This is a genomic window from Anaerosalibacter bizertensis (assembly GCF_009696605.1).
Classification (GTDB): Bacteria; Bacillota; Clostridia; order Tissierellales; family Sporanaerobacteraceae; genus Anaerosalibacter; species Anaerosalibacter bizertensis.
Window position 1 is genome coordinate 55,663 of sequence record NZ_VULR01000004.1, and the last position, 13,324, is coordinate 68,986.

Genomic DNA, 13,324 nt, shown 5'->3' on the forward strand with positions numbered 1-13,324 from the left:
AGGTCTTGAAACTGATAAGTTATAAAATAGGAACTGTAACTAATATTTTAAAGAGAGATGAAAGTACTACATGGCTTGAAGTAGAAATAAAAAACAATATATCAAGAGCTATAAATTATAATGATATAACTGGAGAAATTCAAATAGGTGATAAAGTTGTTCTTAACACTACGGCTGTAGAACTATCTTTAGGAACAGGAGGATATCATTATGTTATATATAATTATAGCAATCCTTCTAAGGATATAGAGGGAAAAGGACATATAATGAAATTGAGATATACACCTCTTCAGTTTAAATGTTTAGCTATTGAAGAAGAGGATAGTACTTATCACCATGTATTTAATAACTTTAATGATCTAGAAGATAATGTTTTTATAGTTGGAACATTGCATAGTATGTTAGCACCTATTTCAAGTATGTTGAAATGGCTTAATCCTTCTTTGAAAATTAATTATATAATGACAGATGCAGGAGCATTACCTATCCAATTTAGCAATACTGTTAAAAAATTAAAAGAAAAAGAAATTATAGATAATACTATAACTGTAGGTAATGCCTTTGGTGGAGATATTGAATGTGTTAATATATATTCAGGATTGATAGCTGCCAAAGAAGCACTTAAAAGTGATGTAACTATTATAACCATGGGACCAGGTATAGTAGGTACAGGTACTAAATATGGATTTAGCGGAATAGAACAAGGTTATATTGTTGATGGTATAAATAATCTTGGTGGAACAGCTTTTATAGTTCCAAGAATTAGTTTTAAAGATAAAAGGGAAAGACATATGGGAATAAGTCATCACAGTTTAACAGTATTAAGTCAAATTTGTAATACAGGTGGAAAACTGGTTATCCCATATTTAGAAGACAGTAAAAATAAAATAATTGAAGATCAACTGTTAAATAATAAAATATCAAAAAAATATGAAATAAACTATGAATATGGAGAAGATATAGATAAGGCGTTAAGTTACTTTAACTTAAATGTAACAACTATGGGAAGAGGTATCGAAGAAGATAGAGAGTACTTTATGACTCTAGGTGCTGTAGGAAAAGCTGTTTATAAGTACCTTGAAGATAAGGAGGAAATTTAGTATGAGTTTTGAAGAAAAAACTATGAAAACAGAAAAGATTTATGAAGGTAAAATGCTTAATTTAAGAATAGATACAGTAGAATTGCCAGATAAAAAGTATTCAAAACGTGAAATAGTAGAACATCCTGGTGCTGTGGCTATAGTACCTATAACAGAAGAAGGAGAAGTAATACTTGTAAAGCAATATAGAAAAGCTGTAGAAAAAGAACTATTAGAAATACCTGCTGGAAAACTAGAAATAGGAGAAGAGCCTAGAGAGACCGCCATAAGAGAATTAAAGGAAGAAACTGGGTTTTCATCTGCTAAAATAGAATACATAACTGAATTTTATACATCGGCAGGATTTACAAATGAAAAAATGCATTTATTTTTGGCTACTGAATTAACAGAAGGCGCTGCTGAACCAGAAAAGGATGAATATATTGAAGTTATTAAACTAGATTTAGAAACTTTGATAGATAAGGTATTGAAAGGTGAAATATTAGATAGTAAGACAATAATAGGTGCTTTAATAGCAAAAAATCATTTTGAAAACAAAGAAAATAATTAATGTGATAATATCCTCTTTTCTAGCATAATATTTTATATGAGGTTTGTATGTATAGATGAAAGGAGGATATATATTTGCAACATAAATTAAAGAATTGGCTATATAGACATTTTAAAGATAATTTTTTAGTTTATTTTACTATAATAGTCTTTTTAATCATTGGTATAATAATAGGAGCAGTATCTATAAGGATTTTAGATAGTGATCAAAAAGGACAAGTAATAAGTTTTTTTAATTCTTTTTTTAAATTAATTAGCAATGATGAAGTAGATAGTTTTTTATTACTAAAAGAATCTATTTTAAATAATCTTAAAACAATATTTTTAATATGGATAACAGGAATTATTATAATTGGCATTCCCATAATACCAATTATAATTTTATTGAGAGGATTTGCAATAGGTTTTACAGTAGGTTTTTTAGTTAACGAATTTGGAATAAAGGGATTATTATTTGCGTTATTTTCTATACTTCCACAAAACTTATTTGTAATTCCAGGAATCATTTCAATATCTTCAATTGGAATGGTCAATTCATTAAATAGTATTAGAAGGAAAAGACTTCAATCAACCTATAACCATAAGTTGACCAACTTTATAAATTATTCTGTAATAATATTTATATTTTCTATTATTATAATGATTGGTAGTTTAGTTGAGGCTTATATAACTCCTATTTTCATGAGACTTATAACGGATTATATTTATTGATCCAAATATAATAATTATTTAAAGGATTTTAAGAGATTATGTTGAATTTATAAATTATAGCTATTTTTTTACAGTTATAAAGGAGAAAATTATATGGATGTTTTTATTAACCAATTTTTAGACTATATTAAAAATGAAAAAGAGTTATCTAGAAACACACAGGAATCTTATTTACGAGATATTAACCAATTTAATAATTATTTAAGTAAATATAGTTCCGTAGATTTAATAAATGTAAATAAAACAATTGTAATAACATATTTAGTTTATTTACAGAAGAACAGTAAATCCGCCTCTACTATTTCGCGAAATTTAGCTTCATTAAGGTCTTTTTATCAATATCTATTAAATAATGGTGTAACTAATATAGATCCAACAAATAATCTTCATTCACCAAAACAAGAGAAAAAAGCTCCTAATATACTAACTCTAAAAGAAGTAGATAAGTTATTATCAATACCTAAGCCTAACAAATTTAAAGGAGCTAGAGATAAAGCAATGTTAGAGCTTTTATATGCAACTGGACTTAGGGTATCAGAAATAATATTATTAGATATAGATAATATCAACTTTAAGTTTAGCAATATCACATTAGAAGAAAACTCAGATATAAGAATAATACCATTAGGTAGAACTGCTTTGAATTATTTAAAGATATATATTAATAAATACAGAAATGAAGTATTAAAAGATACTGAAGAAAAAGCCCTTTTTATAAACTATCAAGGAAAAAGATTGACAAGACAAGGGCTTTGGAAAATAATAAAGTATTATACTGATAAAACAAATATTAATAAAAAAATAACACCTAATACTTTAAGGGATTCTTTTGCAGTACATCTTTTGCAGAATGGGGCAGATTTAAAATCTGTTCAAAAAATTTTAGGACATTCTGATATATCTACAACTCAGAAATACTTTTTTGCAATAGATGATAAAAAACTAAAGGAAGTCTATAATAATACACATCCAAGAGCTTAGGGGGGTTAATATGAATTTATTAGAAAAAATAAATGAAAGTGCAAACTATATACTATCTAAAGTTGAATTCAAACCAAGTATAGGAATAATACTCGGTTCTGGATTGGGGGATTTGGCCGAAAAAATAGAGAATCCTGAAGTAATTAAATATGATGATATACCTAATTTTCCTATATCAACTGTAGAAGGTCATAAAGGTAGATTGATATTAGGGGAATTGGAAAATAAAAAAGTTATTGCTATGCAAGGAAGATTTCATTTCTATGAAGGATATCCATTAGAAGATGTTACTTTTCCAATTAGAGTTATGAAGGCTATAGGAATAGAAATTATTATAGTTACTAATGCTGCAGGAGGAGCAAATAAAGATTATAAGCCAGGAGATTTAATGCTTATTACGGATCATATTAATTTTACAGGTAGAAATCCTTTAATGGGGAAAAATATAGATGATTTAGGTCCTAGATTTTTAGATATGACATCTTCTTATGATAAACAACTAATAGAAATTGCTAAAAACTCAGCTAAATCTATAGATGTAGATTTAAAAGAAGGAGTTTATATGTGGTTTACAGGACCAACATATGAAACACCTTCAGAAGTTAGATTGGCAAGAACTCTAGGTGCAGATGCAGTTGGTATGTCAACAGTTCCCGAAGTAATTGTTGCAAGACATGGTGGAATGAAAGTTTTAGGAATTTCTTGTATAACAAATATGGCAGCAGGTATATTAGATAAACCTTTAAATCATGAAGAAGTTGTTGAAACATCTGAAAAAGTTAAAGGGACTTTTGAAAAATTAATAAGGAAAATAGTTAGAAACATTTAGTATAGATTGAGGTGATAGTATGTCTATTAGAATGTATGACATAATTAAGAAGAAAAGGGATGGAAAAGAACTAACAAGGGAAGAAATTGATTTTTTTGTTCAGGGTTATACTAACAATAGAATACCAGATTACCAAGCAGCTTCTCTTTTAATGGCTATATATTTTAACAAAATGAATAAGAGAGAAACTTTAGACTTAACTAAGGCTATGATAAATTCAGGAGAAACTGTTGATTTATCTCAAATCAACGGCATAAAAGTAGATAAACATAGTACAGGTGGTGTAGGTGATAAAACTACTATAGCATTAGGTCCCATGGTAGCAGCATGTGGAGTTCCATTTGTTAAAATGTCAGGAAGAGGATTAGGCCATACTGGAGGTACTTTGGACAAGTTAGAATCAATAAAAGATTTTAAGGTAGAGTTGAGCAAAGAAGACTTTTTTAATATTTCTAATGAGATTAATATTGCTCTTTGTAGTCAAACAGCAAATATTACTCCGGCAGATAAAAAACTTTATTCTTTAAGGGATGTAACTGCTACAGTAGAAAATATTTCATTAATAGCTAGTAGTATAATGAGTAAAAAATTAGCTATAGGATCAGATGCTATTATACTAGATGTAAAAGTTGGCAGTGGTGCTTTTATGAAGGACTTAGATAGTGCTATTCTATTAGCAGAAGAAATGGTAGAGATAGGAATAGGTTTTGGTAGAGAAACCATAGCTTTAATTACTAACATGGACGAACCTTTAGGATATGCAATAGGGAATGGTTTAGAGATAAAAGAAGCGGTTGAAACTTTAAAAGGAAAAGGACCGAAAGATTTTTATGAATTATGTTTATCCTTAGGGTCAAAGTTATTAGTTTTAGCTAAAAAGTCTTCTAATGAGAAAGAAGCTAGAGAAATGTTAATAGAAGTTGTTGAAACAGGAAGTGCTTATGAAAAATTATTAGAACTAGTAGAATATCAACATGGAGATATTAGATATATTGAAAATACAGAATTACTTCCTAAGGCAGAGTATATATTAGAAGTTAAAAGTGATGATGAAGGATATATAAAAAGTATGAATGCTGAAGAAATTGGAAAATGTGCACTAATTCTAGGGGCGGGAAGAGAAACAAAAGAATCTGAAATAGATTTATCAGCAGGGATTGTATTGAATAAAAAAGTTGATGAAAAGGTTAGTAACGGTGATGTACTTGCATATATACATGGAAATGATAAAGAAAAGGTAGAAGAAGTAAAGGAAATGCTAAGAGATATTATAAAGATTGGCAAAAAAAATGAAATGTCAAAAAAGCTAATTTATGGGGAAGTAACAAATAAAAAAACGAAGCTTTATTAAAGCTTCGTTTTTTTATTTTTGTAAAAAATTGATTTGAATAACTTAATATTTAATAGGTTAATATAAGTATAAATATTTAAGATTGGAGGTAGTAATGTGAATTTTTTTAAAAAAAACAGAAAATATATTAGTTTTTACCTAAGTGTATTAATATTTTTATTGCCAATAAGTAAGAGTTTTGCAGAAAGTAAACTTGATATAGATGCTAAGTCAGCCATACTTATAGATTCTTCTTCAGGAGAGATTATATATGAGAAAAAAGCTCATGAGAGACTTCATCCGGCTAGTATCACTAAGATAATGGTTTTATTATTATCTATTGAATCTATTGAAAAAAACGAAATAAATCTTGAAGATGAGGTAACTATATCTGCTAATGCAGCAGGAATGGGTGGAAGCCAGATTTATTTAGAAGAGGGAGAGGTTCAGAGTGTAGAAGAGCTTCTTACAGCTATCTGTTTGCGTTCAGCTAATGATGCAAGTGTAGCGATGGCTGAGTATATATCAGGTAGTGAAGAATCTTTTATAAATAAAATGAATGAGAGAGCCAAAGAACTAGGCATGAAAAATACATCTTTCAAAAATGCAACAGGACTTCCTGCAGAAAACCACTATACATCTGCTTATGATATAAGTATAATGGCAAGAGAACTTTTAAAATACCCTAAAATTCACGAGTGGTTGACAATTTGGATGAAAGAAATGAAGGTAGGAAAAGATAAAGAAATAGTTCAAGGATTAGTAAATACTAATAGGCTTATAAAAGAATATGAAGGCGCCAATGGTATAAAAACAGGTTCTACTCAAGATGCAGGATTTTGCTTGGCAGCTTCAGCAGAGAGAGGAAATTTAAAACTTATTTCAGTAGTATTAGGATGTGAAACCTCAAAGATAAGATTTGATGAAAGTAAAAAGCTCTTAGATTATGGATTTTCAAATTATGATTCTGTTACTATAGGTAGAAAAAATGATATTATAGATAAAGTGGTGGTCCAAAAAGGAAATGTAGAAAAAGCAGATGTTGTTTTAGAAAGAGATGCATATATACTTTTACCCAAAGATTCTAAAGCAAAAGTAGAAAAAGAAATCATATTACCCAAATCTATTAATGCACCTGTAGATAAAGGTAAAAAAGCAGGAGAAATGGTTTTAAGTGTTGATGGAAAAGAGATTCAAAAAATAAACTTATTGATTGATAATACAATAGATAAAGCAGGATTTAAAAATATGTTTAAGAAAAGTTTCAATAAATTTTTAACTCAATAGATATAATTAGCTAGATATATTGTATTTTTTTAGAATTAATTATACAATATATCTAGCTTTATTTTGAGAGTGAGGGTTATATATGGTTTTAGAAAAGTTAATTTCTCTGCCAGGTCTATTAATAGCTATAATATTTCATGAGTTAGCCCATGGATATACTGCTTATAAATTAGGAGATCCTACTGCGAAAGAATCAGGAAGATTGACGATTAATCCATTAAAACATATTGATGTAGTAGGATTTTTATTTATGTTGATTTTTAGATTTGGATGGGCTAAGCCTGTACCTATTAATCCAAGTTATTTTAAGCATAGAAAAAGAGATACTATATTAGTGTCATTAGCAGGTCCTATGACAAATTTTATAATAGCTATAATATCTGCACTAATAATATCTGCTAACTTTATTGAAAATGCCATTATCATAGATATTCTAGTAATAACTTTGTGGTATAATATTATGTTAGGGGTGTTCAACTTATTACCTTTTCCTCCTTTAGATGGTTCAAAAATAATTGCAAGTATTCTTCCTGAAAAGTGGGAATATAAATTTTACAAATATGAAAGGTATTTCTATTTAATATTAGTTTTTTTAATTATAAGTGATACTATAGATAAAATACTAGGACCTTTAATAAATATGAGTCTAAATATTTTATTGAAAATAGTTATTTAAAGGAGTTTTTATATGAAATATAAAGTTGTTCTAAATACTTTTGAAGGGCCTTTAGATTTATTATTGCATTTAATAGAAAAAGCTAAAGTTGATATTTATGATATACCTATTAGTGAAATAACAGATCAATATATGGAATATTTGAATAAAGCTGAAGAAATTGATATGGAAATAACCAGTGAGTTTTTAGTCATGGCCTCTACTTTATTAGAAATTAAATCTAAAATGTTATTACCTTCTGTTAAGGAAGATAATGAAGGAATTCAGATGGAAATGGAAGAAGTAGATCCTAGAATGGAATTGGTAAAAAGATTAGTTGAATATAAGAAATATAAAAAAGCAGCTGAAAAACTTAAGGATTATGAACAAAGACAAAATAAAGTTTTTTATAAACCTAAGGAAGAAATTTCTCAATATATAACAGAAGATGTGGAAGAAGACACAGTATTAGATGATATTGAACTAGAGCAATTAGCAGATATATTAAATAATATACTAAAGAAAAGAAAGATAAAAGCAGAACCTATAGATATTAACGAGATACAAAGAGATGAAATTACTCTTGAAGAGTGCATGGAGGATTTAAAATTTAGATTAAATGTAGAAAGAAAAATTGAATTTAGTCAATTATTTGATGAAAATACCACAAATTCAGAAATTATAATAACTTTTCTATCAATTTTAGAGCTTGCGAAATTAAAGTATATTAGAGTAAAACAAAAGAATAATTTTTCAGATATTATTTTAATTAAAAAACCACTTGAAGGGGTGGCTAGTAATGGATAAAAAAGAAATTAAATCAATTATTGAAGCACTTTTATTTATTTGGGGAGATCCCTTGTCTTTAAAGGATATTTCTTATGTTCTAGAAATAGATGAAAAAAAAACTAAAGAAATAATACATGAAATGATTGATGAGTTTAATTTTGATAGAAGAGGAATTAAGATAATTCAAATAGAAGATAGTTATCAATTAGGTACGAGAGCTGAACATTTTAAATGGATAGAAAAGCTAAGCATACCAAAAACAAAGAAGAATTTATCTAATGCTGCTTTGGAAACATTATCCATAATTGCTTATAGACAACCTATAACAAAAAGTGAAATAGAAGCTATCAGAGGTGTAAGATGCGATAAAGCTTTAGATACTTTACTTGAAAAAGAAATTATTGAGGAGAAAGGCAGATTAGAAAAAACAGGAAGGCCTATAATATATGGTACTACCAAACAATTTTTAAAATATTTTGGATTAGGAAGTTTAAATGAATTACCATCATTGAATGATTTTAAAACCAATAATTAAGGAAAATAATACATTTGTTTGTGTTATTTTCTTTTTTTATGGAAATAATAGTTATTAGCCTTTCACATTATAATGAGGTGAATTTATGAATTGGTTTTTAATTGTTTTAATTATAGTACTGATATTAATAATATTATTATTTTGGCCTTTGTACATAGTTATTGATTTTAAGAAAAAAGAAAATAACACATTTAATATTCAATTAACAGCATTAAAAGGACTAATTAAATATAAAATTTATAATGAAAAAAAAATGTTGAAACGTAAAAAACAAAACAAGAATGTTAAAAACAAAAAATTACAGATAAAAAAGTACTTAGCAAATTATAACCAGTACAAAAAAATAATTTCTTTTTTTTTGAGAAAAGGAAGTTTAAAGAAATTATATTGGGTGACTAGTGTTGGAACAGAAGATGTAGCTTTAACTGGTATATATACGGGAATTCTTTGGGCCATAAAAAATTCTATTATTTCTATTTTTATAAACAAAACAGAAGTTGATGAAATTTATATAAACGTACATCCAGATTTTAATAATAAAAAATTTGAAATTACATTTAATTGTATAATTAAATGTAATTTGGTTTATATTATTATTGTAAGTTTATATGGATTTAGTATAAAAAAGGTGGTGAATAAAGATGCCAGAACATCCAATAGAAGGATTAATGAAAACTACAATGAATAGTATAAAGGAAATGGTAGATGTAAATACAATAGTTGGAGATCCTGTTCAATCACCAGATGGATTAGTTATTATACCTATTTCAAAGGTATCTTTTGGCTTCGCATCTGGCGGAACTGAATTTAATGATATGACTAGAAGAAACAAAAAAGATGATTATAGTACTGAAGAAAAACAATTGCCTTTTGGAGGTGGAGCTGGAGCTGGAGTATCGATTCAACCAATAGCATTCATGGTAGTGGGAAATGAACAGATAAAAATGTTACCAGTAGATGAAGGAAGTAATGCAATAAACAATGTTCTTGATTTAGCAGGAAAACTTGCTACTGATCTTATGAACAAAAATAATACTAACAATGAAATTAATAATATTGAAACTAGTTAAGAAGCAGAAAACATCTGCTTCTATTATTTAATATAAGAGAATAAAAACATATGACTGGAGGGTAAAATTTGAAATTTAAAACTGTTATTATATCTCTTATAATTTTATTTTTAATAAATTCTATATCATACAGTAGTCCTGAAATAGATGCAGAAAGTAGTGTACTTATAGATGTAAAATCTGGTAGAATTCTTTACACTTTAAATCCTCATAAAAAGCTACCAATGGCTAGTACAACAAAAATAATGACAGCTTTAGTTGCATTAGAAAATGGAAAATTAGATGAAAAGATTAAAGTAAAGAAAGAATTTGTGGGAGTAGAAGGATCAAGTATATATATATATGAAGGAGAAGAAATAAGTTTAAAAGATCTATTGTATGGTTTAATGCTTAGATCTGGAAATGATGCCGCCATGTTAATTGCAGATAATGTTGCTGGAGATACAGATAAGTTTATTGAATTAATGAATAACAAAGCAAAAGAGATAGGAGCTTTGAATACAAACTTTACTAATCCTCATGGCTTAGAAGATGAAAACCATTATACAACTGCTTATGATTTAGGACTTATTACAAGAGAAGCATTAAAAAATGATGATTTTAAAGAAATAGTGAGTAGTAAATCATGGACAGCAGATAGAGATAAGAACAATTATTTCTATAATAAAAATAAAACTTTATGGCAATATGAAGGTGGAGATGGAGTGAAAACTGGATATACAAAACGGGCTGGAAGATGTTTAGTTTCAAGTGCTACTAGAAGTGGTATGCAATTGGTTTCTATAGTTTTAAATGATGGAAATTGGTTTAATGATTGCTATAAATTATTAGATTATGGTTTTGATAATTATAAGCCTTATTTTTTATATGATGAAGGACAATTTATAAAAAATATAAAAGTAGAAGATGGCAGTAAAGAATATTTGCCAGTAGTTACAAATACATCTTGTATTTTACCACTTAAGGAGAAAGAAAAAGAAAACATTAAAATAACTATAGATTTACCTGAAAAAATAACTCCGCCTATAAAGGAAGGAAAGGTACTTGGGAAGATATCCGTATATTTAAATGGAAAACTAATATATGCAAGTGATTTAATTTCAAAAGAAGAGGTAAAAGAATTAAATTTCTTTACAAAACTAAAAAAGAGCCTATAGGCTCTTTTTTATTGCCTTAAAATAGTAACAAAATATCTTTAAATTAATATTTTATTAATAAGTGATAAAAGAGGAGGAGGTTTTATGGGTAATCTTTTCAAATGTATAGATGCAGGAACAAAATATTGTCCTTGTATTCTAGCAGAGACTAAGGATTGTGTGTCTTGCTCCCAGTTACAAGGAGGAGAATTTTGTGATTGTGAATGGAACGGATTGTGTATTTTAAATGAGTATTATATGAATAATAAAAAAGCAAAAAAAAACAGGAGAAATTATAAAGGGGCTTTAGTTAATAAGGAAAAAATAGATGACAAATTATATTTGTTGAAAATTGAAACGGATAAAGATCTTGTACAAGAATTAAATAGATCAGGTTCTTATGTATTTATAAGAGGAGAAGGAGAAGAAAGTCATTTTGATGTACCTATGTCTATATTAGACACTGAAGAAAACAAGTATATAAGAATATTATATAAGCTTAGAGGATGTAAGACAAAAACTTTGAACAATAGTAGTGAATATATAATAAGAGGACCTTATTGGAATGGTATATTAGGAATTAAATATTTAAAAGAAATTAAAAATTCTAATTGTCTAATAATATCAAAAGGTATGGGGCAAGCATCTGTAGGTTTAGTAATTAAGGAGATGTTTAGAAATAACAATAAAGTGATATTTGTTTTGGATAAAGGTGATTTAGATAAAGTCTATATAGACAATTTTATAAATGATAAGAAAATAAGAATATTAAAATATGATATAGAGAATGAAAAAGAAAAAATCTTAAAGTTAATTGAAGAAAAAAATATAAAGTTATTATTTAGTGCTGGTTCAGATCTATTACATGAATCAATAGATGAAGTGCTGAAATATGCTAACAAAGATATTAAACTTATGACAACAAATAATTCTAAACTCTGTTGTGGTGAAGGAATATGTGGTTCTTGCACTAACAGGACTAAAGAAGGACAAAGAGTAAAGCTTTGTAAAGGGAAGGTTAATCAAAAAATATTTTATTGATAGAGGTGATTTAATTGGATACTGTAGTTATAATAGGTGGAGGATGGGCAGGATGTGCAGCAAGTATATCTGCTAGAAAAGCAGGAGCAAAAGTAGTTTTAATAGAGAGAACAGACATGCTTCTTGGCTTGGGGAATGTTGGAGGAATAATGAGAAACAATGGTAGATTTACCGCTACAGAGGAAAATATATACTTAGGAGCAAATGAATTATTCGAAATAACGGATAAACTATCAAGACATAAAAACATAGAATTTCCAGGCCACAAACATGGAAGTCTTTATGATGTAACAAAAGTTGAGCCGGAAGTAAAGAAACTTTTGGATTCTTTAGATATAGAAGTTATTACTAGAAAAAGGGTTGTAGATGTTATAATGGATAAGAACACTATTAAAAGTATAGTACTTGATGATGAGAGTATTATTGATGGAGATGCATTTATAGATACTACAGGTTCAACAGGACCTATGGGGAATTGTCTTAAATATGGCAATGGATGTTCTATGTGTATTCTTAGATGTCCTACTTTTGGACCTAGAATAAGTATTAGTCAAAAAGCAGGAGTTAAAGATCTAATAGGAAAAAAAAGTGATGGTAGTTATGGAGCTTTTAGTGGTTCTTGTAAATTGAACAAAGATTCACTAAGCGAAAATATTAGAAAAGAATTAAATGAAAAGGGAGTAGTCATAGTTCCAGTACCTATAGAAAAAATAGATATGAGCAAATTATCTAAAAAAGTATGCCAACAGTATGCCTTAAAAGAATATGCAGAGAATTTAATTTTATTAGATACTGGTCATGCTAAACTTATGACATCTTTTTATCCGCTAGAGGATTTAAGAAAAATTAAAGGGTTTGAGAATGCCCGATATGAAGATCCTTATTCTGGTGGCGTAGGAAACTCTGTAAGATACTTATCTATGGCACCTAGAGACAATACTATGAAAGTAATAGGAGTAGATAATCTATTTTGTGGAGGAGAAAAGTCGGGTTTATTTGTAGGGCATACTGAAGCAATTTCAACGGGAAGTTTAGCAGGACATAATAGTGTTAGATTTATTAAAGAAAATAAACTTTTAGAAATCCCTAGAAATATAGCTATAGGAGATATTATTGCATATGCCAATGAAATGATTAAGGATAAAAAAGGCCTTATGAAAAGATATACTTTTGCTGGAGACAATTATTTTGAAAGAATGAAAAGATTGAGTTTATATACTACTGATAAAGAGATAATAAGAAAAAGAATAGAAGATAGTGGATTACTTAATATTTATGATAGATCTTTTATTTAAATTTGAAAATATACAA

At 27.7% G+C, this 13,324-nt stretch carries 15 protein-coding genes; all 15 read left to right on the forward strand.

Translation table 11 applies throughout. The features are described 5' to 3' along the window. Positions 1–5: 5 nt before the first annotated feature. Positions 6–1,100 carry a DUF3866 family protein gene (locus FYJ27_RS04030; RefSeq protein WP_229775465.1) on the forward strand — a complete coding sequence of 365 codons (1,095 nt, stop codon included), beginning with the start codon at positions 6–8 and terminating at the stop codon, positions 1,098–1,100. Between the two features lies 1 nt (position 1,101). After that, positions 1,102–1,650, forward strand: coding sequence for an NUDIX hydrolase (locus FYJ27_RS04035; RefSeq protein ID WP_154483509.1), 549 nt, complete (start codon positions 1,102–1,104; stop codon positions 1,648–1,650). Between the two features lie 74 nt (positions 1,651–1,724). Then, positions 1,725–2,360, forward strand: a complete 636-nt coding sequence (gene spoIIM, locus FYJ27_RS04040; RefSeq protein WP_154483512.1) for a stage II sporulation protein M — start codon at positions 1,725–1,727, stop codon at positions 2,358–2,360. A 93-nt stretch (positions 2,361–2,453) separates the two neighbouring features. Continuing rightward, positions 2,454–3,341, forward strand: a complete 888-nt coding sequence (locus FYJ27_RS04045; protein ID WP_154483515.1) for a tyrosine recombinase — start codon at positions 2,454–2,456, stop codon at positions 3,339–3,341. 10 nt (positions 3,342–3,351) lie between these two features. Continuing rightward, positions 3,352–4,170, forward strand: a complete 819-nt coding sequence (locus FYJ27_RS04050) for a purine-nucleoside phosphorylase (protein WP_154483518.1) — start codon at positions 3,352–3,354, stop codon at positions 4,168–4,170. A gap of 19 nt (positions 4,171–4,189) precedes the next feature. Further along, positions 4,190–5,521, forward strand: coding sequence for a pyrimidine-nucleoside phosphorylase (locus tag FYJ27_RS04055; protein WP_154483521.1), 1,332 nt, complete (start codon positions 4,190–4,192; stop codon positions 5,519–5,521). Positions 5,522–5,617: 96 nt separating this feature from the next. After that, a complete protein-coding gene (locus FYJ27_RS04060) occupies positions 5,618–6,787 on the forward strand; it encodes a D-alanyl-D-alanine carboxypeptidase family protein (protein WP_216383734.1) in 1,170 nt (389 codons plus the stop codon). A gap of 82 nt (positions 6,788–6,869) precedes the next feature. Continuing rightward, positions 6,870–7,463: a site-2 protease family protein gene (locus FYJ27_RS04065; RefSeq protein WP_154483524.1), complete on the forward strand. Its 594-nt coding sequence runs from the start codon at positions 6,870–6,872 to the stop codon at positions 7,461–7,463. A gap of 12 nt (positions 7,464–7,475) precedes the next feature. Beyond that, positions 7,476–8,249, forward strand: a complete 774-nt coding sequence (locus tag FYJ27_RS04070) for a segregation and condensation protein A (RefSeq protein WP_154483527.1) — start codon at positions 7,476–7,478, stop codon at positions 8,247–8,249. Beyond that, on the forward strand, positions 8,242–8,766 hold the full coding sequence (gene scpB / locus FYJ27_RS04075; protein WP_154483530.1) for an SMC-Scp complex subunit ScpB: 525 nt from the start codon (positions 8,242–8,244) through the stop codon (positions 8,764–8,766). Before FYJ27_RS04070 ends, scpB begins: the two co-directional genes overlap by 8 nt. An 85-nt stretch (positions 8,767–8,851) precedes the next feature. After that, positions 8,852–9,454 (forward strand): DUF2953 domain-containing protein, encoded by a 603-nt coding sequence (locus FYJ27_RS04080; RefSeq protein WP_154483533.1) that lies wholly within the window; start codon positions 8,852–8,854, stop codon positions 9,452–9,454. Beyond that, a complete protein-coding gene (gene ytfJ / locus FYJ27_RS04085) occupies positions 9,408–9,836 on the forward strand; it encodes a GerW family sporulation protein (protein WP_154483536.1) in 429 nt (142 codons plus the stop codon). Before FYJ27_RS04080 ends, ytfJ begins: the two co-directional genes overlap by 47 nt. A 68-nt stretch (positions 9,837–9,904) precedes the next feature. Next, positions 9,905–10,993 carry a D-alanyl-D-alanine carboxypeptidase family protein gene (locus tag FYJ27_RS04090; RefSeq protein WP_154483539.1) on the forward strand — a complete coding sequence of 363 codons (1,089 nt, stop codon included), beginning with the start codon at positions 9,905–9,907 and terminating at the stop codon, positions 10,991–10,993. An 84-nt stretch (positions 10,994–11,077) separates the two neighbouring features. Then, positions 11,078–12,013 (forward strand): sulfide/dihydroorotate dehydrogenase-like FAD/NAD-binding protein, encoded by a 936-nt coding sequence (locus FYJ27_RS04095; protein ID WP_154483542.1) that lies wholly within the window; start codon positions 11,078–11,080, stop codon positions 12,011–12,013. A 14-nt stretch (positions 12,014–12,027) separates the two neighbouring features. Continuing rightward, complete coding sequence (locus tag FYJ27_RS04100) at positions 12,028–13,308, forward strand: FAD-dependent oxidoreductase (protein WP_154483545.1); 1,281 nt, start codon at positions 12,028–12,030, stop codon at positions 13,306–13,308. Positions 13,309–13,324 lie beyond the last annotated feature (16 nt).

Coding starts and splice junctions, on each gene's coding strand:
- FYJ27_RS04050 (WP_154483518.1), top strand. CDS start 3,352: ATGAATTTATTAGAAAAAATAAATGAAAGTGCAAACTATATACTATCT.
- FYJ27_RS04055 (WP_154483521.1), top strand. CDS start 4,190: ATGTCTATTAGAATGTATGACATAATTAAGAAGAAAAGGGATGGAAAA.
- FYJ27_RS04065 (WP_154483524.1), top strand. CDS start 6,870: ATGGTTTTAGAAAAGTTAATTTCTCTGCCAGGTCTATTAATAGCTATA.
- FYJ27_RS04045 (WP_154483515.1), top strand. CDS start 2,454: ATGGATGTTTTTATTAACCAATTTTTAGACTATATTAAAAATGAAAAA.
- ytfJ (WP_154483536.1), top strand. CDS start 9,408: ATGCCAGAACATCCAATAGAAGGATTAATGAAAACTACAATGAATAGT.
- FYJ27_RS04095 (WP_154483542.1), top strand. CDS start 11,078: ATGGGTAATCTTTTCAAATGTATAGATGCAGGAACAAAATATTGTCCT.
- scpB (WP_154483530.1), top strand. CDS start 8,242: ATGGATAAAAAAGAAATTAAATCAATTATTGAAGCACTTTTATTTATT.
- FYJ27_RS04070 (WP_154483527.1), top strand. CDS start 7,476: ATGAAATATAAAGTTGTTCTAAATACTTTTGAAGGGCCTTTAGATTTA.
- FYJ27_RS04035 (WP_154483509.1), top strand. CDS start 1,102: ATGAGTTTTGAAGAAAAAACTATGAAAACAGAAAAGATTTATGAAGGT.
- FYJ27_RS04080 (WP_154483533.1), top strand. CDS start 8,852: ATGAATTGGTTTTTAATTGTTTTAATTATAGTACTGATATTAATAATA.